Source organism: [Pantoea] beijingensis (genome assembly GCF_022647505.1).
GTDB lineage: Bacteria > Pseudomonadota > Gammaproteobacteria > Enterobacterales > Enterobacteriaceae > Erwinia > Erwinia beijingensis.
In genome coordinates this window covers 1,820,391-1,842,491 of the sequence record NZ_CP071409.1, presented here as the reverse complement: position 1 = coordinate 1,842,491, position 22,101 = coordinate 1,820,391, and the positions used below count along the sequence as shown (strand labels likewise).

Here is a 22,101-nt window from a genome sequence, read left to right as displayed (position 1 = left end):
TGGTAATTGATGCAGGCGTCCCAACTGCTGGTTGGACAGTTTCGTCGAAAACGATTTCTTATCGCTTTATTCGTTGCCGTACTGGGACTTATCCTCATATTAACTTTTCGCTTTTTTGAAGAAAAACTGCGTATAGAGCAGCATTCGCGCAGTTTTGCCGATAACGCCATCCAGCGCTTTGACCGCATGTTTTCCCCCCTTGATGTCGCAGCAAATAACGCTCTGGGCCTCGTCGGTTTACGCTGTACAGACGTACGTGCCGCGCTGGTTGAGAAGCTGGCCGCTCTGCAAACGGTCCGTTCGTTATTACTTATCAACAACGATCAAATCTATTGTTCAAGTATCTATGGAGAGCGGGCTATTTCTTTCAGCAAGCGCTTTCCGGAACTGGCACTCAACAATCGGCGAATGACATTGAGCGTGGACAATTATCTGCTAAAGGGGTCCCCTATTCTGCTGTTCTGGACGCCTAAATCAGATGATTACTCCTCAGGTATCCTCCAGATCATCAATATCGAAATGATCGGTAATTATTTGCTGGAACCCGCATTACCTTGGGTTGAGCGCGCGGTACTCAACGTTGGAGGACGTAGCCTGGAGTATGGCAACCCGCTAATCGAAGCGGCCATTCCATCCGAAGATGAGGTAAGCTACCAAAAGGCATCTTTGCGTTATCCTTTTTCCGTCACACTCTTCGGGCCCTCACCTGGCAGGCTGGCGTTCGCGGCACTGCCTTCACAATTACCCCTTGCCCTGCTGCTAAGTCTATTATTGGCCTATATTGTCTGGCTGGCTACGGCCAACCGGATGAGTATTGCCTGGCAAATCAGTTATGGCCTTTCTGCTCAGGAGTTTATGGTTTATAGCCAGCCGCTGATCAATCCCCGTAACGGCCATTGCAATGGGATAGAGTTGCTGCTGCGCTGGTATAACCCACGTATGGGATGGATCCCCGCTGATGTGTTTATTCCAATGGCCGAACGGCAGGATCTTATTGCCTCGCTAACGCGCTTTGTGCTCAGCGAAGTGGTGAAACAGCTACCGGTACTGCCCTCCTCACCGAATTTTCATATCGCGATCAACGTTGCAGCCAGCCATTTTCGCGACGAAGATATCCTGGCAGACCTAAATAACTACTGGTGGCCAGCTAAACCCAGCCCGCAGTTGATGATTGAACTTACCGAACGGGATGCACTTCCTATTGTTGACCAGCAGGTAGTCGCAGCGCTGCATGCCCAAGGGGTCAAACTGGCGATTGATGACTTTGGCACCGGCCACAGCTCGCTGTCATATCTGAAGACCCTTAGCCCCGACGTATTAAAGATTGATAAAATTTTCACGGCAGCGATCGGTACCGATGCCATTAACGCAACCGTCACGGATATGGTGATTTCTCTGGCACAGCAACTTCATATCGGACTAGTTGCAGAAGGTGTTGAAAATATTGAACAAGTCAATTATCTGCGCGAACGCGGAGTGGATCTACTGCAGGGGTACTATTACGCACAACCGATGCCACTTGCTGATTTCCCCGGCTGGTTAAAACAGTACCAGGCTGAATTGGCCACATAAAAAACGGCGCCACCGGCGCCGTTTATCACGATCAGGCATTACGCTTCGTCTTCATCATCGGGGCGTTCCTTCGTCACTCTCACCAGATCAATACGATACTCCGTCGCTTCAATAATCTGGAAACGTAGCGGCAGAAGTTCGATTACCTCACCCGGCTGCGGCAGTTGCCCCTTTTGCGCAATCAACAAACCTGCGAGAGAGGCATGATCATCCTCCGCTTTGACCAGCTCCTGCGTATCCAGTAATTGCTGCAGTGAATGGAGATCGGTTCCGCCTTTCACCAGCCAGCCATCGCCATCCGCGATAATATCGGGGGTTTCATCCTCATCCGGGAACTCACCGGCAATCGCTTCCAGCACATCGAGAGGCGTAATCAATCCTTGTACAACGCCAAACTCACTGGTGACGACCACGAAGCTGCCTTTGGCCCGACGTAACACGCCCAGCAGATTAATCGGGTCAAGCGTATCAGGGACAATAATGGGTGGGTTTGATGAGGCAAACATCGCTACGTCAACACCATGATCCAATGCCACAAGGAGCTCTTTTGCCCGGACGACACCGACTATCTCATCCAGTTCGCCGCGGCATACTGGAAATAAGCTATGTGGGGTATCCAGCAATTGAATACGAATTTCATCAAGTGGGCGTTCGGTATCTACCCATGAAATATCCCCGCGCGGCGTCATGATACTCCGTACAGATCGCGAAGCCAGGGTCAATACGCCGTTGATCATATAGCGCTCTTCATCCTTAAATGCTTCGCGTGGAATCGCCTTAGCCACATCGGTTGTCTCGCTACCGGACGGCTGTGATGAACCACGGCGCCCGCCCATCAGACGTAAAATCGCCTCTGCGGTGCGTTCACGCATTGGCCGATGAGATTGGTGACGAAGAAAATTACGCCGTGCAACCTGGTTGAAAAATTCGATCAGAATTGAGAAACCGATGGCCGCATACAGATATCCCTTCGGAATATGGAAGCCAAAACCTTCCGCAACCAAACTCAAACCAATCATCAGCAGAAAACTGAGGCACAGTACGACCACTGTTGGGTGCGCGTTGACAAAATTGGTCAGCGGCTTTGAGGCAAGTAACATCACGCCCATCGCAATCACAACAGCCGTCATCATAATTGCCAGGTTATTGACCATTCCCACGGCGGTGATGACCGCATCGAGTGAGAATACGGCATCCAGCACCACTATCTGTATGACCACCGCCCAAAAGCTGGCGTAGCCTTTATTACCATCACTGTTGTGATCGTTATTTTCCAGCCGCTCATGCAATTCCATTGTTGCTTTAAACAACAAAAACAGGCCACCGCACAACAGAATAAGATCGCGTCCTGAGAAACCGAACTCTCCGATGGAAAACAATGGACGCGTTAACGTGACCATCCAGGAAATGAGTGAGAGTAGACCCAGACGCATCAACAGCGCCAGTGACAGACCGATTAAACGCGCTTTATCGCGCTGCTTAGGCGGCAATTTGTCAGCCAAAATAGCGATAAAGACCAGATTATCGATACCCAGTACGATCTCAAGAACGATAAGCGTCAGTAAACCGGCCCAAATCGAGGGGTCTAAGAGAAATTCCATTACAGACTCCGAAACCAGGAACAGGACAACGCGACGATCCGTTTAACGGACGTGCGAAGAGAACAGGAACAGGTAAGCAAAACCCGTGTGTTAAATAGTCTGGAAAAATAAGCCGGATGGCCCGGTGGCGTGGTTAAACAACGTCGGTGACAGTCCATAGGGAGGGCTGAGGCCCGTTACTCCTGTAGCAATAAAAGGATCTCTACTCTACCAGTTGAAGCATTGCCAACAAAATATTTTCTTACAAGCGTCGTTCGCCTTCACATTTTTGCGCCAGAAATGAGCAGAACGTAAAAACAGTAGGTTAAGCCTCTAAATTACCGAGCGGCGTCACATAATTTATTTTTTCACAGTCTAAAATAATTCGCGACGTAACAGCTTTATACTTTGGCACTGTAAATGCTCTTAACGGTTATCGTAAGTGTCTTAATTTAGGTCCATTGATTCTGGGCTCGTTAAGTTCAGATGAAATTGTTGGTGCATCAGTTAAATCCTACTGACGCCATCGTTATTGAAAACGGAGGTAGCAAGTGACTATTGCTATTGTAATCGGCACGCACGGTTGGGCAGCGGAACAGCTTCTGAAAACCGCCGAAATGCTATTAGGTGAGCAACAAAACGTGGGCTGGATTGATTTTGTCCCGGGTGAAAATGCGGAAACCATAATAGATAAATACAATGCGCGTCTCACTGATTTGGATACAAATCAGGGCGTACTATTTCTCGTTGATACTTGGGGTGGAAGCCCCTTTAACGCAGCAAGCCGTATTGTTGTTGATAAAGATAAATATGAAGTGATCGCCGGCGTCAATATTCCCATGTTGGTTGAAACCTTAATGGCCCGTGATGACAACCCATCCTTTGATGAATTGATAAAAATTGCGGTGGAAGCGGGACGTGAAGGCGTAAAAGCGCTGAAAGCAAAAGAACCTGAACCCGCTCCGGTCGCCGCGGCAAAACCCGCCGCAGCGGCGGCCCCCGTGAAACCGATGGGCCCGGAGGATCATATGAAGATTGGTCTGGCGCGCATTGATGACCGACTGATTCATGGTCAGGTCGCTACCCGTTGGACCAAGGAAACCAACGTTACCCGCATTATTGTCGTTAGTGACGAGGTTGCAGCCGATCATGTCCGGAAAACGCTGCTGACCCAGGTTGCACCTCCCGGTGTAACCGCTCATGTTGTCGATGTCGAAAAAATGATCCGTGTTTATAACAACCCGACATATGGCCAGGATAAGGTGATGCTGCTGTTTACAAATCCTACCGACGTCGAACGCGTTGTTGCCGGTGGCGTAAATATTAAATCGGTGAATATCGGGGGTATGGCATTTCGCCAGGGTAAAACCCAGGTAAATAATGCCGTCTCGGTTGATGAAAAAGATATTGATGCATTTAAGAAACTCAATGCACGCGGTATTGAATTAGAAGTAAGAAAGGTTTCAACCGATCAAAGACTAAAAATGATGGACCTGATTGCTAAGGTAAAACAGTAATAGAGAATGATTTTATTCATTGCCTGATGCGTCAGGTTTACACTCAGTAAGTAGAAATGTCAGAGGAGAAGTGCAATGGAGATTACCACTCTTCAACTTGTACTGATATTTATTGTCGCCTGTATTGCAGGTATGGGATCTATCCTTGATGAATTTCAGTTTCACCGCCCACTGGTGGCATGTACGTTAATTGGCTTTGTGTTGGGTGACGTGAAAACCGGTATCATTATCGGTGGTACGTTGGAAATGATCGCGCTTGGATGGATGAATATTGGGGCCGCGGTCGCACCCGATGCCGCACTGGCTTCGATCATTTCGACCATTCTGGTTATTGCTGGCGGGCAAAGTGTCGGAGCGGGCATTGCCCTGGCGATACCTCTTGCAGCTGCAGGTCAGGTTCTTACCATTATCGTTCGTACTATCACCGTCGCCTTCCAGCATGCAGCCGACAAAGCCGCAGAGAGAGGTAACCTTAGTGCAATTTCGTGGATTCATGTCTCTGCTCTGCTCCTTCAGGCAATGCGTATTGCAATCCCGGCCATTATTGTCGCGGTGTCTGTCGGTACACACGCCGTACAAGAACTGCTGAACTCAATTCCGGATGTGGTCACCAATGGTCTGAATATCGCAGGCGGTATGATCGTCGTCGTCGGTTATGCAATGGTGATTAACATGATGCGCGCGGGTTATCTGATGCCGTTTTTCTATCTCGGCTTTGTTACCGCAGCGTTTACCGACTTTAACCTTGTGGCGTTGGGCGTGATCGGCGTTGTCATGGCAGCGCTCTATATCCAGTTGAGTCCCAAATATAACCGTGTTGCCGGGGGTAGCCCTGCCGCTGCTGCGCATAACGATCTCGACAACGAATTAGATTAAGGAAAAGGTGAGAGAAATGGTTGATACCACGACAACACAGAAGAAACTCACAAAAAGCGACATTCGCGATGTGTTCCTGCGCTCAAACCTTTTTCAGGGCTCATGGAACTTTGAACGCATGCAGGCGTTGGGCTTCTGTTACTCCATGGTGCCGGTGATTCGTCGGCTCTATCCGGAAAATAACGACGACCGCAAGCAGGCAATTAAACGTCACCTGGAGTTTTTTAACACCCATCCTTACGTAGCCGCACCGGTCCTCGGGGTGACGATGGCGATGGAAGAGCAGCGTGCAAACGGTGCACCGATTGATGATGGTGCCATCAACGGTATCAAAGTCGGATTGATGGGACCGCTTGCAGGTGTTGGCGATCCCATCTTCTGGGGTACGGTCCGCCCGGTTTTTGCCGCGCTTGGCGCCGGTATTGCCATGAGCGGTAGTTTACTTGGCCCGGTATTATTTTTTGTACTGTTCAATCTGGTTCGTTTGCTCACACGCTACTACGGCGTGGCATATGGCTATAAAAAAGGCGTCGATATTGTTAATGATATGGGCGGTGGCTTCCTGCAAAAATTGACGGAGGGTGCCTCCATTCTGGGCTTATTTGTTATGGGGGCCTTGGTTAATAAGTGGACGCATGTGAATATTCCGTTAGTGGTCTCGCGTATTACCGATCAAACGGGTAAAACCAATATCACTACGGTACAAACAATTCTTGACCAATTAATGCCAGGATTAGTACCACTGTTACTTACATTCGGGTGTATGTGGTTATTACGGCGTAAAGTCAATGCGCTATGGATTATCATCGGTTTCTTCGCCATAGGTATTTTCGGCTACTGGATTGGTTTGCTGGGCTTGTAACTCTAACCATTGTTGTTTGGATTGACCGGGAGCATGGCTCCCGGTTTTCATTAGAGTCGATTCGCCAACGCTTATATAAAACGTTAACGAAACGACTTTCAGGGAGCGGCAGCATGTTTTTAACCGACTACGTCATTATCGCTTTTATTACTCTGCTCTTGCTTTATGCTATTTATGATGAATTCATCATGGAACTGCGCAAAGGCAAGACGCGTCTGAAAGTTCGCCTCCAGCGTCGTACAAAATTAGATAGCCTGATTTTTATCGGCTTAATCGCTATCCTTATTTATAATAATGTTTCATCACGAGGCCCACAGCTAACCACAACACTATTACTGGTTCTGGCATTTATTACCATTTATATTTTCTGGGTCCGTTTACCTAAAATAGTGTTTAAAGAATCGGGGTTCTTCTATGCAAACGTCTGGATTGACTATTCACGAATTAAAACGATGAACTTATCTGAAGATGGCGTGTTGGTCATTCAACTGGAGCAGAGACGTCTGCTTATACACGTCAGACATATCGACGATTTAGACGCTATTTATAACGTGATGCTGTAGCCGCCCTATTATGCTGCAGGGTGAGCCTTTAGCTCATCCTGCAGACGCACGGAATCAAGCGACTCCGCCTGCAACCCTAAAGATTAGCGCTCTGGCTCGTTTTCCGCTCGCTGCCATAGAGTCAGAACAAAATCCGTTTCACAAGTAAACGCCGTCTCTGTCGCCAATTGCTGCCACACCTCGGAACGAGCCCGCCAGGCGAAAGGTGTCATCTGCAATAATGCACATGCCTCATCCCCTTTCAACGTCATGGTGTAGCCCAGTGGATGCTGTGAGATTCGACTGAAGCCCGGCATATGCTCGTCTTTGTCAGCGTGCAGGATGGTCTGCTGATAAATTAGCGCTTTGAATTGCACCAGATGCTGCGGTCCCGGTGTAACCGTGAGCAGATATCCTCCCGGTTTTATCACCCTGAATAGTTCCTCGGCTTTGCACGGTGCATAAATTCTTAATACCCCATCAAAGCTGGCATCCGCAAACGGTAATCGGTGACTGGATGCCACGCAGAAGTCAATATTGGTATAGCGTCTGGCCGCATAGCGGATCGCGACTTTCGCAACATCAAGTCCAACGATGCTACTCACCGCCCTTTTCCCCAATTTCTCACTAACGGCCTGAGTGTAATACCCTTCTCCGCAGCCAATATCCAGCAAAGCGACCTCGTCCGCTGGCAGCACTTCGTCCAGCATGGCCGCAACGCGTTGTTGCAGCGGCTGGTAATGCCCTGCATCGAGAAACTGACGACGTGCCTGCATCATTTCTACACTGTCACCAGGCTGCTTTGAGCGTTTGTGCTGCACCGGCAGCAGGTTTACATAACCTTCTTTCGCCCGATCAAATTGATGTTGGTTGCTGCAACACCAACTGGCGTGCTGAAGCACCAGCGGCTGCTGACAAAGTGGACAGAGGTATAGCATGCAAGCTCTCCGGAAAAAAACAGGGCGGCAGTGTACACCGTTTTAGCAACAATCTCGCCACCAAATCTTATCCTGTGCACGGTGCGCAGCCGTCAGATTTACCGGGAGGAAAAAGAAAAAGCCCCATCATAAATGATGAGGCTTTATCTATTGAGATTCAGCGGCGAAATGCATCAGGCACTACGCTATGGCTGGGGTCAAAATCAGATGGCAGTTACGTTAACTGCTGCTGGGCCTTTTTGGCCATCCTGAATTTCGAACTCAACGTTCTGGCCTTCGGCCAACGTTTTGAAGCCGTTACCCTGAATGGCAGAGAAATGTACGAATACATCTTTGCTGCCGTCGGCTGGAGTAATGAAACCAAAACCTTTAGACTCGTTGAACCACTTAACCTGACCTTTAATCTTTGCCATTTTGCAAATTCCTTAGAGTGATTTATTCGCCCGTAGGCTTACTTACAGAGAAACCAGAGACATTACTGAATGAGGCACTAATTAAGGTTCGGCAAGGAAGCGGTATTCAACGTCAACGTCTTTACTCAGAACTTCTTTACTGAAGATGCCACACATAAACAGAACTGTACCTCGTTTTACCCAGAAAGGGTTATCACATATCCGTAAATTAATGGCAAGCCATTTTTAAACAGTGATCGACACGTCGCACATAATTGAATGCGACAACCACACTGTTTGCACAAATATGCATAACCTCTACACAAAAGCACACAATTCAAATGGGCGAACCCCTCTCCAGCATGCCTGTAACCTTAGGATTACTTTAGCCTGAACATGCAGCTCAGTCTATTGTGTTTTCAGGCTAACGCCTTACTTTATCGCAAGCGTATTGCACAAATATGGCAAGCTAATGCCAAATTCCACTAGCACAGTGAAGAAGAAATGTTGTTAAACCTGATGCAAGGAAAATTGTACAATTCAGCTTCTTGTCGTACAGCTTAATAATTAAATTGCACCAAAATCAGGAGACTATATTTCAGTCCGCCCCAATTAAATGCAAATATGTTTGTTATAAGTTAATTCACGCTATCTCTATCGGTGATAAACAAATAACGCGAAGAAATGTCTCTCTGGCTTTAACTTTACCGTTTAGGATTATCCCTGGTAAATATTATTGAGCAGCATCCGCTCCCCTATTCGCCAGGCATTGAATCGGCGCTCATCCAGTCCCGCGGCACGCATTGCCCGCGATAATTCTTGCGGTGGTGCATCCAACGACTCATCGGCCAACTCGAAAACGCCCCAATGGATAGGTATAGACAACGGAGAGCCAAGGGCGCGATGTAACGACACGGCCTGCTCCGGATCCATATGCTGCCCCTGCATGAACCATTTTGGTGCATAAGCGCCAACAGGTAACGCCGCGAGGTTAAATGGCCCCAGACGCTGATGGATATCCAGCAGATTTTCACTGTACCCGCTGTCTCCGGTGAACCAGAAGCGCAGTTTTTCCGAGCAAATCGTCCAGCCACACCATAAAGAGCGGTTGCGATCTTTTAATGATCGCATGCTCCAGTGGCGGGCGGGCACCGCATGTATCGTCACGCTATCGCTCTGATAAGATTCCCACCAATCCAATTGCTTGACATGGCGCGCGCCTAGCCGGTGAAACCACGACTGCAATCCCAAAGGCACAATAAACAGCACATCGGGAAAGCGCTGCAGAATTTTTTTAATCGTTGGCTTATCAAGGTGATCATAGTGATTGTGGGAAACCAGAACGATATCTAACGCAGGGAGCGCATCAATCGCTAACGGAGCAGGTGTTTTACGTTTTGGACCATAGAAGCGTAGCGGGGATGCCCGTTTAGAAAGAGCGGGATCGATGAGCATATAACGATTACTGATACGCAGCATCAGACAAGCGTGCCCCAGCCACCAAACCGCATCATCATGGCCGGAAACATCAGCGGGCTGCCACCATTGAGAAATAAAACCGTCATAGCCGGCCATTGGTGGATGCGGCAACCCCTGCGCCTTACGTTCTTTACGCCAGCGTTGTAAATCACCCTGCTGCCGCAGGTCAGCCTCCGGATTACGAAAACCTTCCGGCGTATGGTGTAATTTCGTAGGATCGTACCACTGATTTTTCCATGCCACCGCTCACTCTCCTCCGCAAGATACAACCTGCATAATTCAATTTACTGTCAGGAATGGCGACGCCGCGCATCGCCGCAAGGGTAACTCAGGTAAGTTTGCCAAAAGGTAGACAAGACAGCGTGAAGCCGACCGATTTTACTCCCGATTAACGCTCTGGGATGAGCCGCGTAAAATCCTTGCTTTCTTCATCATCGTCACGCTTTTTACTTTGATCGCTCCCTACCATACGCTCCGTTAAACGACGCAGCATTGCATTTTGTTTTTTCTGCTCATCCAGCAGCGCCTCTAAAAGACGAATCTGTTCGGTTGCCCGAACGCTGGCTCGGTTGACAAAGAACCACGCGATCAACCCAATAACGATCAGAGCAACAATCAATACCATCGGCGCAAAACCCATCGCGCCATTCGCTATCTCATTCATACGTGCCTCAATATTGCCGTGCTTTCACACGTCGGAACCAGGTGCCCAACATAACGCTGTCGATTTTACCTGCTATAACCTGAAATGATAGCCAGCCTCAAAAATTCCTTTAGCTGGCGCCCTCTTTCAGCTTCCTCCGATCGATTCAGGAAGAAACAGCAGGCATCCTGCTATGACAAACACTGGCGGCAAAGCGTGGAATGCTGTCAAATTTCAACAAGGAGACGAAATGAGATTCGCTATTCGTATCATCATGGTGCTGGCCATTATTTGGCTGGCAATGCTGTTAACCGGCTATGGCGTATTAATCGGCAGCAATAAAAACGTGGCTGGGATGGGGTTGCAATGCCAGTATTTAACCGCGCGTGGTATGGTCACCGCACAATACCTGCATACCGATAGCGGTATCGTTGGCGTGACGGACTGCCCGATCCTGAAGAAGAGTACGGAAGTGGTCGATAATTAATTATGAAGCAGCCGATTGGCAGCGGCTGCCTCTTCTCCCCGCTTATATTCCCATGTTGTTGTTGGCATCATGATAAACGGCGCAACAGGCAATATTCGCCTACCCGACAGTATCAAAAGGGATAGTCGTGGTAACCCATTTGCGAAGAAAGCGCTTTTGCCGCACGGTGTAGCATCGCGACGTAATCCTTTTTGCTCTCTTCTGAGAAGCGGATAGTAGGGAAAGAGATGCTTAATCCGGCAATCACAACGCCGAAACGATCAAATACCGGCACGGCTATACAACGTAATCCCTCTTCCTGCTCTTCGTTATCTTCACCAAAGCCCTGCTTTTTAACCAACGCTAAAACCAGCATCAGCTCATCTTCACTACCAACCGTGCGAGAAGTGCTTCTTTTAAATTCCACGTCCTGTAAAATTTCATGCGTTTCTGCGCTGTCTCGCCATGCCAGCAGCACTTTACCAATCGCTGTGCTGTGTAATGGATTGCGGCGGCCAATACGCGAATACATGCGTAAATTATACATGGAGTCAATCTTGTGGATATAAACAATACTACCTTCTTCCAGCGCGCCAAGATGGATGGTTTCCCGGGTTAGGCGTGACAGCTCACGCATATGAATATCCGCACTACGAATTAAATCCACATTTTGTAACGCCTTAGCACCCAACTCAAACAACTTTAGCGTCAGCGCATACTTCTCTGACTCGCCTTCCTGTGAAACATAACCCAGTGACTTCATGGTCTGCAGAAATCGATAAACGGTACTTTTGGACATCATTACGCGCTGCGAAAGCTCAGTAATACCATTTTCACGCTCTTCGCCCAGCGCCTGTAAGATACCAAAGACTTTAAGCACGGAAGAGACGGAATCCGGCTGTTTATCCAGATCTGCATTAGCCATGAGGATTAACCTTTCTAAAATTGTTTTACAAAAAATGGAACACTATTTCTAGTATACGATTTCATCAATAAAGTCTGCAATGAAATCAGTTGAATTGTATCGATACACTCAAAGCGTGCTTTCCCGGCTAAAGACGGTGCATTATGATAAAAAAATCATTAGCATGATGATATTCACTCTATTGACTTCCCCAATTATGCCGCAAATTCCTCAGATGGATGGTTTACCTGTTCCCCAACGTTATGGCGCGATCATCGCTATCGCAATAGGCATTACTGTTGCCGTACTGGATGGCGCTATCGCCAATGTTGCGCTGCCGACAATCGCACGCGATCTCAATGCCAGCCCGGCTGAATCCATTTGGATCGTTAATGCCTATCAGTTGGCTATTATCATTTCATTGCTTTCGCTCTCTTTTTTGGGCGATATCATTGGTTATCGTCGAATTTATCAGGCAGGGTTGGTGCTTTTCAGTTGTACGTCTCTTTTTTGCGCGCTCTCAAACTCACTTGAAATGCTCACCTTTGCGCGCGTGTTGCAGGGTTTTGGCGGGGCGGCGTTGATGAGCGTAAATACCGCACTCATCCGCATTATTTATCCACAGCGGCTACTTGGGCGAGGAATGGGGATTAATTCATTGATTGTCGCAGTGTCAACGGCTGCAGGCCCAACGGTCGCTGCCGCCGTGCTGTCAATAGCTTCATGGCAATGGCTATTCTTTATCAATATTCCCGTCGGTGTAATAGCACTGTGGCTGGCATTACGCTTCCTGCCGGATAATTCTCAAAAATCGCAGGGTCAGCGATTTGATATTCCTGGCGCGATAATGAATGCACTTACTTTTGGTTTACTGTTGTCGGCACTGAGTGGTTTTGCCCAAGGCCAGCGCGGAGAAATTATTGCAGCGGAGATTGTAGCCTTACTCATCATTGGAACATTATTTATCCGTCGGCAGCTAAAACTGCCCTTTCCGTTGCTTCCTGTAGACCTGCTGCGCCTTCCCGTTTTTTCATTGTCTATCGGCACATCGGTTTGTTCTTTCTGCGCACAAATGCTAGCCATGGTTTCCTTACCTTTCTTTCTACAAAGTGTATTAGGCCGTAGCGAGGTGGCAACCGGGCTTTTATTAACGCCCTGGCCTCTGGCAACCATGGTGATGGCGCCGATCGCGGGACGATTGATCGAGCGCTACCATGCTGGCTTACTGGGCGGGATAGGCCTGGCGGTGTTTGCCATAGGATTATTCGCGCTAGCGCTGTTGCCCACATCGCCGAGTGATGTGGATATCATTTGGCGTATGATACTGTGCGGCGCTGGTTTTGGTCTGTTTCAATCCCCCAATAACCACACGATAATATCTTCCGCCCCCCGACACCGTAGCGGTGGTGCCAGTGGTATGCTCGGCACGGCGCGTTTACTCGGACAAAGCAGTGGAGCCGCACTCGTCGCGCTAATGTTTAACCTATCCGGCAGCCACGGTACACACGCGTCACTGATTCTGGCCGGATGTTTTTCCACTCTGGCAGCCGTTGTTAGCTCTATGCGTCTTATGCAACCCACGGTAGTCCGCTCCTGACCACATAAAAAAAGCGACGCTATCGCGTCGCTTTTCACGTCGTTATCTCTCACACCATTCGGCTAAATATGCGGGTGGGATACACCACGGTTACTTCAGATACTGTCCGCTGCGGAGAGCTTCAATACGCTTATCCAGGGTTGGATGCGACATAAACAACTCGCTCAGCGATTTAGATTTACCATTGATGCAAAATGCCATCATGCTGCTGGCCTCTTGCGGCTCATAGCTGGTTTTTAATCGCTGCAACGCCGCAATCATTTTTTCACGTCCCACCAGTTTCGCCGAACCGGCGTCGGCATAAAACTCGCGATGGCGCGAGAACCACATGGTAATGATGCTGGCCAGGATACCAAAAACTAATTCAAGTACCATGGACAGAACAAAGTAGACCATCGGATTACCATTGCTGCTTTCACCTTCCTCACGATCACCCGACAGAAAACCAGCGGCAACTTGCGCAATAATGCGTGAAATAAAAATCACGAAGGTGTTCACAACGCCCTGGATTAAGGTCATGGTCACCATATCACCATTTGCGATATGGCTAATTTCATGGGCCAGTACAGCTTCAGCCTCATCACGGCTCATGTTCTGCAACAAACCCGTTGAAACCGCAACCAGCGAAGCATCACGGCGTGCACCCGTTGCAAACGCGTTAATATCAGGTGCGTGATAAATCGCCACCTGTGGCATCGCAATACTTGCCTGCTGTGCCTGGCGACTGATCGTTTCCAGTAGCCAGCGTTCCGTCTCATTACGCGGCTGTTCAATCACTTCACCGCCCACGGAGCGCAACGCCATCCACTTTGACATCAGCAGTGAAACAAACGCACCGCCAAAGCCAAACAGGCCTGCCATAATCATCAGGCCTTGCACGCTGCTTGACTGGATCCCTGTCAGACTGAGGATCAGCCCAAAGACCAACATGACACCCAAGTTGGTTAGCAGGAAAAGCGCAATACGCATCATAAAATTTAATCTTCCTCGGTTAATTGAGTACAGCTATACGGATATATATCCTATGGGCTGGCGGCAACAATTCAAGCGACCTTAACGTTTAAGTGTTTAAAAAGACATAACTTTACATTTTGTCGCACTTTCCACACTGATAATGGTTACGCTTAGAAAGTAACAGAATCGTGTGAATAATTACGCCACATCGGGTAATAAAAAAGGCACTGCGATAACAGTGCCTTTTCAGGAAGGAAATGGCTTATTTCGTCACGGTATTACCCGAAGACACTGATTTTTCCAGTTGAGCCAGATCGTTTGCGATTTTCACTGTCTCATCCAGATAGGGATCGGGTTCTTTATAATCCTTCGGTAAATCATCAAGATTCGCCAGTGGTTTTTTACCTTCCAGCTTGTAGCGGGCGTTGATGCGTTCTAAACGCAGTGCATCCTCTTCATGGTTCTCTTTATCACGCTGAGCGAAATTGAGTGAAACCATATTACGTTTCGCTTTCAGGGCATTAAACCGCGCAATGTCTTTGATGATGTACTGGAACTCCGGATCTTTCGCAATGCGATCGTTGTGATCTTTCAGCAATTGCGCTTCCAGCGGCTTCAGATCGCCGGTCTTAACATAGGTCGCCGCATTAATGCTATCCCACGGCAGCGCGTTATCTTCAAATTTTTCGCCAGTTTCCACCGCTTCAACTCCGGTCGGCATCAACAATTCAGGCGTAACACCTTTGCGCTGTGTACTGCCACCGTTGATACGATAGAATTTCTGAATGGTGTATTGAACCGAGCCCAGTGCAGGCCATTCAGGACGCAACATTTGATCGTAGATACGGTTCAGCGAACGATACTGCTGCACGGTCCCTTTACCAAAGGTTGGCTCACCCACAATCAGGGCACGACCATAGTCTTGCATTGCCGCCGCAAAGATTTCAGACGCAGAGGCGCTAAAGCGATCCACTAAAACAACCAGCGGCCCTTTATAGTAAACAATGCCATCGTTATCACTGTCTTCACGTACTTTTCCGTTATTGTCACGAACCTGCACCACCGGGCCGCTCGGAATAAACAGGCCAGAAAGCGATACCGCTTCCGTTAAAGCGCCGCCGCCATTAGTCCGCAAATCAATAACGATGCTGTCAACGTTTTGCTTCTGCAGTTTTTGTAGCTGAACCTTAACATCGTCAGTCAACCCAACGTAAAAACCGGGAATATCCAGTACGCCAACCTTCTGCTTGCCGACGTTTTTCACCGACATTTTGACTGCGCGATCTTCCAGACGGATTTTTTCACGGGTTAACGTGACTACACGTGTTTTGGTGCCTTTACCCGCAGGTAAAACTTCCAACCTTACCCGGCTGCCCTTCGGCCCTTTTATCTGCGCAACAACATCATCAAGGCGCCAGCCAATGACATCAACCATCGGTTTATTCGGCTGCCCTACACCTACAATGCGATCGCCCACGGTAATTGCTTTACTCTTCGCTGCCGGCCCGCCAGCCACCATTGAATTGATAACGGTGTAGTCATCATCCATCTGTAATACCGCGCCGATTCCCTCCAGAGAGAGACTCATTTCAGTATTGAACTGTTCGGTATTGCGTGGAGAAAGATAGTTAGTGTGCGGATCAATTTCATGCGCGAACGCATTCATCGCAAGTTGGAAAACGTCTTCACTGTTGCTCTGCGCCAGACGGCGGATAGCAAATTGATAACGTTTTGTTAGAATCTCGCGGATCTCTTTCTCATCTTTGCCGGTGAGTTTAAGGCTTAATTCATCATATTTAACTTTAGCATCCCAGAGCCCATTCAACTCTGCCACGCTTTTTGGCCACGGCGCTTTCGCGCGCTCGATATCAATCGTATCGTTGCCGGTAAAATTCATCGGTTTACTGAGTACAGAGAGCGCATACTGGTAGCGCTCAAATCGGCGTTTTTGCGCCAGGTTGTACAAGTCATAAAAAACCGGTAGCTGCCCCGTTTTAAACTCGTCACCCAGCGTCGTTTTCTTATCGGAGAATTGCGCCACATCTGAAGCCAACAGTACGTTATGGCTGTAATCCAGCATATTCAGATAGCGATCGAAAATTTTGGCTGAGAAGTCTTGATCAAGCTTAAACTGGCGATAGTGCGAACGGGTGAAGCGGGAGGTAACACGCTCGCTAACCGTGGCATGTTGCGGCTCCTGACTCAGTTGGGGTATCTGGTTCGCACGCGTGATATTTTCTGCGGCAAATACATTGCCTGCCATCAGCAGGCCCGCAATCATTGTCATTTTAAACGTTTTGTTCATGCCCTGGTTGGCCTCCGTTTCAGAACTGCAAATGTTCTGCGCGCACAATCATAGCCATGCCGGAAGCGAGCTGCACCCGAACGCCATCCTTTGATATTTCAAGAATGGTCGCGTCCATCGCGCTTTTACCTGCTTTGACTTTAATATTCTGGCCCACTTGTAATGCAGCAGTATCGGTAACGGGCTGCGCCAGAGGTTGATGCTCCACCGGAGCAGCTGCACGATCCTGAGTAGGACGCGGCGCCTTTGGACGCGGTTTACGCGGCTGTTCGCCTTCAGCGGCTGCAGCGGGCTTGCGCACGGCAGGCTTACGTGGGCGACGCGGCGTTGTTTCTTCACCGGCTTCACGCTTTTTCGCCTGCTGTTGTTCGCGTTGAGCCTGTACACGAGCTTTAGCTTCTTCCAATTGCTTGCGCGCGTGATCAACATGCTGTTGCTCAAGCTCACCGCAGGCATTGCCATCCAGGTCTACACGCGACGCGCCAACCTTGATGCCATACAAATAACGCCAACTGGATGTATAAAGACGAAGCGCAGAGCGGAGCTGAGTTTTACTCAGGCTCATTTCGCCCTGCACACGGTCAACAAGATCCTGAAAGATACCGATTTTGAGCGGACGTGCTTCGCCTTCGGCGCTAAAGCAGTTTGGAAAACGCTCTGCCAAAAAGGCGATGACTTCTTTACTGCTATTCAACTTAGGTTGATTTTCCATGAAATTTCCTGATTACAACGGGTTTGCCAACCAGCGCAGGCATGAACAGGCGACATTATAATGAGCCCATCGGCAATTGCTACGTGATCCAGCGCTTTAGGTGCGTTTCATGTGAATAAATTTTTCCACATCGCTACCGGAAAGGGCCTGACAAAGCCCGTCGCAAAGGGTTTTCAGGCCCATTTCATCATCCTGATCGAAGCGATTAAAAACCGTGCTGTCGATATCAAGAACGCCAATAACTTCGCCATTGACCATCAGCGGCAGCACAATTTCAGCATTGCTGGCAGCATCACAGGCGATATGCCCCGGAAAAGCATGAACATCATCCACGCGTTGTACGCTTTTTTCCGCCACGGCCGTGCCGCATACGCCTTTCCCTACAGGAATTCTCACGCAGGCGATTTTGCCCTGAAATGGGCCAAGCACCAGAGTGTTAGCTTCAGTAAGCAAGTAAAATCCCGCCCAGTTAATACCCTCAAGACGTTCATATAAAAGCGCGCTACAATTGCTCATTATTGCGAGAAAACTGGTTTCGCCGGTAAGCAAAGCGCGCAAATCACGGTCTAAATCCGTATAAAACTCTTGTTTGTTCATTCATTAACCATTGTGAATACAATTGAATGGTGTCCTGCCGTTGCACCATCCGTTAAAATAAGCATTAATTGTCCAGGCAGACAAGGTGAATCATACTGTTAGATAAGATAACCTTTTAGTCGTAAAACAGACTGTAACATTAACATTAACATTAACATTAACATTTACCTTCAATCTTCACCGTCGTGACAGCGTATCCTGAACGGATAACGCTTTCTGCTTATTACCTGTACTAAATGGGCATTGCAGCATCATAATAATATGAAAATACATTCCATCAGCCATGCCCTGCCCCGTGAACGTTATCAGCGTTGTCCACAATGCGATACCCTTTTTTCCTTACCGGATGTGAAATCCTGCCAGTCAGCACATTGCCCACGCTGCCATGCCAGAATTCCTGGTGGCCGGGACTGGTCGATGGCGCGCCTGGTAACAATGGCTGCCACGATGATACTGTTGATGCCATTCGCCTTTGGCCAATCGTTGGTCGATATTCGCCTTCTTGGCGCCAATATTAACGCCAGCCTGCTGGGTGGCATTATACAAATGGCGCAACAGGGTGATGTATTAACGGCTTCGATGGTAGCGTTCTGCACCGTTGGCGCCCCCATCACGCTGGTGCTTGCCATTATCTATCTGTTCTTTGGTCAGCGGCTGGGTATGAATTTGCGCCCGGTACTGTTAATGCTGGATCGACTGAAAGAGTGGGTAATGTTGGATATCTACCTGATCGGTATCATCGTTGCTGCCATTAAGGTACAGGACTATGCAGATCTTGAGTTAGGTGTGGGTTTGAGCGCCTTTATTGCCCTGACGTTGCTCAGTTTACTTACGCTTATTCATCTCAACGTTGAGCAACTCTGGCAGCGCTTCTACCCACAGCCGGAAAGCCACATCAACATTGATACGTCGAAGTTACAGGTTTGCCTGAGCTGTCATTCTACCGGCACACCGGATAGATATGGGCGCTGCCCACGATGCCACACGCCGCTGTATTTTCGCCGCCATCAAAGTCTGCAAAAGTCCTGGGCGGCCTTAATTGCGTCCGTAGTACTGCTGCTGCCTGCTAATCTGATGCCAATATCTATCATTTATCTTAACGGTTCGCGGCAGGAAGATACTATCTTCTCCGGCACACTGTCACTGGCTTCGGATAATATCCCCATCGCAGCTGTCGTGTTTATTGCCAGTATCCTTGTTCCCTTCACAAAAGTGATTGTGCTGCTCACGCTGCTGTTAAGCATTCATTTTAAATGTGAACACGGTCTGAAAACACGCATGCGTTTGCTACGCCTGGTACGCTGGGTTGGACGCTGGTCAATGCTGGATTTGTTTGTTATTTCACTTACCATGTCGCTGGTCAATCGCGATCAGCTTCTGGCTTTTACCATGGGACCGGCAGCCTTCTTCTTTGGCTCAGCGGTTATTCTCACTATCCTTGCCGTTGAGTGGCTGGATAGCCGATTACTTTGGGATGCACATGCAACAGGAAACGCCGACTACACCGACTAAAGCTCGGGTGCGTAATAAACGCAGAATATCGCCCTTTTGGCTGCTACCGTTTATTGCGCTGCTGATTGCAGGCTGGCTGCTCTGGACGAATTATCAGGAGCGCGGTACCACGATTACCATTGATTTCGTTTCAGCTGACGGTATTGTTCCGGGCAGAACACCAATTCGCTATCAAGGCGTTGAGGTTGGTCTGGTTCAGGGGATCAGCATGACGGACGATCTTCGTACGATTAAGATCAAAGCCAGCATCAAGAGCGATATGAAAGATGCGCTACGTGATAATACCCAGTTCTGGCTGGTTACCCCGAAAGCCTCGCTGGCGGGCGTTTCCGGGCTTGATGCGCTCGTTGGCGGTAATTACATTGGCATGATGCCGGGTCAGGGTCAGCCGCGAGAAAACTTTGTCGCGCTGGACACCCAACCGAAATACCGCGTTAACACTGGTGAGATGCTCATTCATCTTCATACAGCCGATCTCGGCTCACTCAACACGGGTTCCGTCGTCTATTACCGCAAAATCCCGGTAGGCCGCGTTTATGATTACAGCATTAACGCCGGAAATCAGGGCGTCACGGTAGATATTCTCATCGAACGTCGCTTTACCAATCTTGTTAAAAAAGAGAGTCGCTTCTGGAATGTCTCCGGCGTGAAAGCCGACGTCGGTCTGGGCGGAGCGAAAGTCCAGCTTGAAAGCCTGGCGGCACTGGTCAACGGCGCCGTGGCGTTTGATTCGCCTGATGGCTCTGAACAGGCAAAATCCGATCAAAATTACGAGCTCTATCCTGATTTAGCCCATAGCCAGCGCGGGGTAAGCATTACTCTTGACCTGCCAGATGGAAAAAATCTTAAAGCGAACAGTACACCATTAATGTATCAGGGGCTTGAGGTAGGCACCCTCACCGCGCTGACATTACAGCCTGGCGGTAAGGTCAAAGGCGAGATGACGGTCGATCCTTCGGTCGTGGGATTGATGCGTACCGGTACGCGTATTGAGATGCGCAGCCCAAAAATCAGCCTGAAGGATACCAGTCTGAGCAGTTTGCTGACCGGCAACACGTTGGAGCTGGTACCTGGTGAAGGCGAGCACCAAAGCCACTTTACGGTACTCGCCAGTAGTGAATCGATGTTGCAACAGCCGGATGTATTAACGGTGAGGCTCACCGCCCCCGAAAGTTATGGTATTGATGCTGACCAACCGATCATGCTGCACGGTATGAAGATTGGACAGGTTATCAAACGTCAGTTAGATGAAAAAGGCGTCAGCTTCGAGGTTGCTATCGCTCCCGAATACCGCCGGTTGGTGCATGGCGACAGTAAATTCATCATGAATAGCCGTCTGGATGTTAAATTCGGACTCGACGGCATGCAGGTTTTAGGTGCCAGCGCCAGTGAATGGGTAGAAGGCGGAATTCGTCTGGAACCCGGTGCTAAAGGTGAGCGTAAAGAGAGCTATCCTCTATACGCCGATGCGGAGAAAGCCCGTGAAGGCATTATCAGCGATCGGCCACCAACAACACTAATGCTGACCGCGAACAGCCTGCCGGATATCCAGGCCGGCTCCGTGGTGCTGTATCGTAAATTTCAGGTTGGTGAAATTGTTGATGTCACACCTAAGGCTAATGCCTTTGACGTTTCTGTACATATCAAACCTGAATATCGCAAGCTGCTGACGCCGAATAGCGTTTTTTGGGCCGAAGGTGGCGCGCGCGTACAACTCAACGGCAGCGGTCTGACGGTTCAGGCTTCGCCGCTTAACCGCGCTCTGAAAGGGGCAATCAGCTTCGATAACATGAGCGGTGCCAGCGCGGGTCTTAATGACGACCAGAAACGGGTGCTCTATGCTTCCGAAACTGCCGCCCGCGCGGTGGGTAGCCAGATTTCACTACAAACCTTTGATGCCAGCAAACTCGCCGCAGGTATGCCGATCCGCTATCTCGGCATTAATATTGGGCAGGTAGAGTCACTGGCACTGAATCCCGATAAAAATCAGGTCATCGCGAAGGCGGTTCTTTATCCGGAATATGTTGATGATTTTGCCCGCTGGGGAAGTCGTTTTTCCGTCGTTTCCCCAGAGATATCCGCCACCGGAGTTAACCATCTGGAAACGTTACTGCAGCCTTATATTAATGTCGATCCCGGCAAGGGACGCGCAGCACGTAGCTTTGAACTCCAGGAGTCGACCATTACGGATGCGCGCTATCTTGATGGCCTAAGTGTTGTCGTGGATACGCCGGAAGGAGGTTCGCTTTCCATAGGCACTCCGGTGCTGTTTCGTGGTATAGAGGTCGGCACCGTTACCGGAACATCGCTCGGCAGTATGGCGGACCGGGTACAGGTGACGTTGCGTATCAGCAAAAAATATCAGCATCTGGTGCGTAATAATTCGGTTTTCTGGCTGGCTTCCGGCTATAACCTTGATTTTGGTCTGATCGGCGGCGTCGTAAAAACAGGAACGCTGCAGCAGTTTATTCGTGGTGGCATTCAGTTTGCGACACCACCGACCGTGCCGCTGGCACCGCAAGCTACTTCAAACAAGCATTTCCTGCTTCAGGATGAAGAACCCAAAGAGTGGCGTAAATGGGGAACCGCAATTCCTCGCTAGTTTTGGTTTACAGCGGGCGTCCATTGCGCCCGCTGCTTTTCTACCCTTTTC

General features: G+C 49.2%; 19 protein-coding genes and 1 pseudogene. 9 read left to right on the top strand and 11 right to left on the bottom strand.

Annotated elements, in window-relative coordinates; translation table 11 throughout:
• Positions 1-9: 9 nt before the first annotated feature.
• The gene (locus J1C60_RS08255) at positions 10-1,572 is read left to right on the top strand and encodes an EAL domain-containing protein (protein WP_128174767.1); all 1,563 of its coding nucleotides are present in this window, start codon (positions 10-12) and stop codon (positions 1,570-1,572) included.
• Between the two features lie 38 nt (positions 1,573-1,610).
• Here the strand turns inward: J1C60_RS08255 and J1C60_RS08250 are convergent, their stop codons facing one another.
• Positions 1,611-3,173 (bottom strand): TerC family protein, encoded by a 1,563-nt coding sequence (locus tag J1C60_RS08250; protein WP_128174769.1) that lies wholly within the window; start codon positions 3,171-3,173, stop codon positions 1,611-1,613.
• 530 nt (positions 3,174-3,703) lie between these two features.
• Here J1C60_RS08250 and manX point away from each other — a divergent pair.
• From manX to J1C60_RS08230, 4 genes are all read left to right on the top strand, one after another.
• On the top strand, positions 3,704-4,669 hold the full coding sequence (manX, locus tag J1C60_RS08245; protein WP_128174771.1) for a PTS mannose transporter subunit IIAB: 966 nt from the start codon (positions 3,704-3,706) through the stop codon (positions 4,667-4,669).
• Between the two features lie 75 nt (positions 4,670-4,744).
• Positions 4,745-5,545, top strand: coding sequence for a PTS mannose/fructose/sorbose transporter subunit IIC (locus J1C60_RS08240; RefSeq protein ID WP_128174773.1), 801 nt, complete (start codon positions 4,745-4,747; stop codon positions 5,543-5,545).
• Positions 5,546-5,561: 16 nt separating this feature from the next.
• A complete protein-coding gene (locus J1C60_RS08235; protein ID WP_128174775.1) occupies positions 5,562-6,407 on the top strand; it encodes a PTS mannose transporter subunit IID in 846 nt (281 codons plus the stop codon).
• Between the two features lie 113 nt (positions 6,408-6,520).
• Complete coding sequence (locus J1C60_RS08230; RefSeq protein WP_128174777.1) at positions 6,521-6,970, top strand: DUF986 family protein; 450 nt, start codon at positions 6,521-6,523, stop codon at positions 6,968-6,970.
• Between the two features lie 83 nt (positions 6,971-7,053).
• Here J1C60_RS08230 and rlmA read toward each other — a convergent pair whose 3' ends face one another.
• The 5 genes and pseudogenes from rlmA to J1C60_RS08205 all read right to left on the bottom strand — a co-directional run bounded on the left by rlmA (position 7,054) and on the right by J1C60_RS08205 (position 10,422).
• Positions 7,054-7,887, bottom strand: coding sequence for a 23S rRNA (guanine(745)-N(1))-methyltransferase (gene rlmA, locus J1C60_RS08225; protein WP_128174779.1), 834 nt, complete (start codon positions 7,885-7,887; stop codon positions 7,054-7,056).
• A gap of 203 nt (positions 7,888-8,090) precedes the next feature.
• Entirely contained in the window at positions 8,091-8,300 is a 210-nt protein-coding gene (gene cspE, locus J1C60_RS08220; RefSeq protein WP_001062678.1) for a transcription antiterminator/RNA stability regulator CspE, read from the bottom strand.
• A gap of 12 nt (positions 8,301-8,312) precedes the next feature.
• Positions 8,313-8,456: pseudogene (locus J1C60_RS08215) on the bottom strand (DUF2627 domain-containing protein).
• Between the two features lie 540 nt (positions 8,457-8,996).
• Complete coding sequence (locus J1C60_RS08210; RefSeq protein ID WP_128174781.1) at positions 8,997-10,001, bottom strand: MBL fold metallo-hydrolase; 1,005 nt, start codon at positions 9,999-10,001, stop codon at positions 8,997-8,999.
• A 145-nt stretch (positions 10,002-10,146) separates the two neighbouring features.
• Positions 10,147-10,422 (bottom strand): YebO family protein, encoded by a 276-nt coding sequence (locus J1C60_RS08205; protein ID WP_128174783.1) that lies wholly within the window; start codon positions 10,420-10,422, stop codon positions 10,147-10,149.
• Between the two features lie 229 nt (positions 10,423-10,651).
• Here J1C60_RS08205 and J1C60_RS08200 point away from each other — a divergent pair, with 229 nt between their 5' ends.
• A complete protein-coding gene (locus J1C60_RS08200; protein ID WP_128174785.1) occupies positions 10,652-10,888 on the top strand; it encodes a YobH family protein in 237 nt (78 codons plus the stop codon).
• A gap of 112 nt (positions 10,889-11,000) precedes the next feature.
• On the opposite strand, the gene kdgR is transcribed toward J1C60_RS08200, so the two are convergent.
• Positions 11,001-11,792, bottom strand: coding sequence for a DNA-binding transcriptional regulator KdgR (gene kdgR, locus J1C60_RS08195; protein WP_128174787.1), 792 nt, complete (start codon positions 11,790-11,792; stop codon positions 11,001-11,003).
• 163 nt (positions 11,793-11,955) lie between these two features.
• On the opposite strand from kdgR, the gene J1C60_RS08190 reads away from it, so the two are divergent.
• Positions 11,956-13,368, top strand: a complete 1,413-nt coding sequence (locus tag J1C60_RS08190) for an MFS transporter (protein WP_164877256.1) — start codon at positions 11,956-11,958, stop codon at positions 13,366-13,368.
• 90 nt (positions 13,369-13,458) lie between these two features.
• On the opposite strand, the gene htpX is transcribed toward J1C60_RS08190, so the two are convergent.
• From htpX to J1C60_RS08170, 4 genes are all read right to left on the bottom strand, one after another.
• A complete protein-coding gene (gene htpX / locus J1C60_RS08185) occupies positions 13,459-14,340 on the bottom strand; it encodes a protease HtpX (protein WP_128174789.1) in 882 nt (293 codons plus the stop codon).
• A 244-nt stretch (positions 14,341-14,584) separates the two neighbouring features.
• Entirely contained in the window at positions 14,585-16,627 is a 2,043-nt protein-coding gene (gene prc, locus J1C60_RS08180; RefSeq protein WP_128174791.1) for a carboxy terminal-processing peptidase, read from the bottom strand.
• A 19-nt stretch (positions 16,628-16,646) separates the two neighbouring features.
• Positions 16,647-17,339 (bottom strand): RNA chaperone ProQ, encoded by a 693-nt coding sequence (gene proQ, locus J1C60_RS08175; RefSeq protein ID WP_128174793.1) that lies wholly within the window; start codon positions 17,337-17,339, stop codon positions 16,647-16,649.
• Positions 17,340-17,435: 96 nt separating this feature from the next.
• Positions 17,436-17,936: a GAF domain-containing protein gene (locus J1C60_RS08170; RefSeq protein ID WP_128174794.1), complete on the bottom strand. Its 501-nt coding sequence runs from the start codon at positions 17,934-17,936 to the stop codon at positions 17,436-17,438.
• A gap of 261 nt (positions 17,937-18,197) precedes the next feature.
• Here J1C60_RS08170 and yebS point away from each other — a divergent pair, with 261 nt between their 5' ends.
• Positions 18,198-19,448, top strand: a complete 1,251-nt coding sequence (gene yebS / locus J1C60_RS08165; protein ID WP_128174796.1) for a membrane integrity lipid transport subunit YebS — start codon at positions 18,198-18,200, stop codon at positions 19,446-19,448.
• On the top strand, positions 19,417-22,050 hold the full coding sequence (locus tag J1C60_RS08160) for a PqiB family protein (RefSeq protein WP_128174797.1): 2,634 nt from the start codon (positions 19,417-19,419) through the stop codon (positions 22,048-22,050). Before yebS ends, J1C60_RS08160 begins: the two co-directional genes overlap by 32 nt.
• The last annotated feature ends 51 nt before the right edge of the window (positions 22,051-22,101 follow it).

Excerpts from the sequence above, each read along its gene's own strand:
- J1C60_RS08255 (WP_128174767.1), top strand. The coding sequence starts at position 10 with ATGCAGGCGTCCCAACTGCTGGTTGGACAGTTTCGTCGAAAACGATTT.
- J1C60_RS08250 (WP_128174769.1), bottom strand. The coding sequence starts at position 3,173 with ATGGAATTTCTCTTAGACCCCTCGATTTGGGCCGGTTTACTGACGCTT.
- J1C60_RS08240 (WP_128174773.1), top strand. The coding sequence starts at position 4,745 with ATGGAGATTACCACTCTTCAACTTGTACTGATATTTATTGTCGCCTGT.
- J1C60_RS08235 (WP_128174775.1), top strand. The coding sequence starts at position 5,562 with ATGGTTGATACCACGACAACACAGAAGAAACTCACAAAAAGCGACATT.
- J1C60_RS08230 (WP_128174777.1), top strand. The coding sequence starts at position 6,521 with ATGTTTTTAACCGACTACGTCATTATCGCTTTTATTACTCTGCTCTTG.
- rlmA (WP_128174779.1), bottom strand. The coding sequence starts at position 7,887 with ATGCTATACCTCTGTCCACTTTGTCAGCAGCCGCTGGTGCTTCAGCAC.
- cspE (WP_001062678.1), bottom strand. The coding sequence starts at position 8,300 with ATGGCAAAGATTAAAGGTCAGGTTAAGTGGTTCAACGAGTCTAAAGGT.
- J1C60_RS08205 (WP_128174783.1), bottom strand. The coding sequence starts at position 10,422 with ATGAATGAGATAGCGAATGGCGCGATGGGTTTTGCGCCGATGGTATTG.
- J1C60_RS08200 (WP_128174785.1), top strand. The coding sequence starts at position 10,652 with ATGAGATTCGCTATTCGTATCATCATGGTGCTGGCCATTATTTGGCTG.
- kdgR (WP_128174787.1), bottom strand. The coding sequence starts at position 11,792 with ATGGCTAATGCAGATCTGGATAAACAGCCGGATTCCGTCTCTTCCGTG.
- J1C60_RS08190 (WP_164877256.1), top strand. The coding sequence starts at position 11,956 with ATGATGATATTCACTCTATTGACTTCCCCAATTATGCCGCAAATTCCT.
- htpX (WP_128174789.1), bottom strand. The coding sequence starts at position 14,340 with ATGATGCGTATTGCGCTTTTCCTGCTAACCAACTTGGGTGTCATGTTG.
- prc (WP_128174791.1), bottom strand. The coding sequence starts at position 16,627 with ATGAACAAAACGTTTAAAATGACAATGATTGCGGGCCTGCTGATGGCA.
- proQ (WP_128174793.1), bottom strand. The coding sequence starts at position 17,339 with ATGGAAAATCAACCTAAGTTGAATAGCAGTAAAGAAGTCATCGCCTTT.
- J1C60_RS08170 (WP_128174794.1), bottom strand. The coding sequence starts at position 17,936 with ATGAACAAACAAGAGTTTTATACGGATTTAGACCGTGATTTGCGCGCT.
- yebS (WP_128174796.1), top strand. The coding sequence starts at position 18,198 with ATGAAAATACATTCCATCAGCCATGCCCTGCCCCGTGAACGTTATCAG.
- J1C60_RS08160 (WP_128174797.1), top strand. The coding sequence starts at position 19,417 with ATGCAACAGGAAACGCCGACTACACCGACTAAAGCTCGGGTGCGTAAT.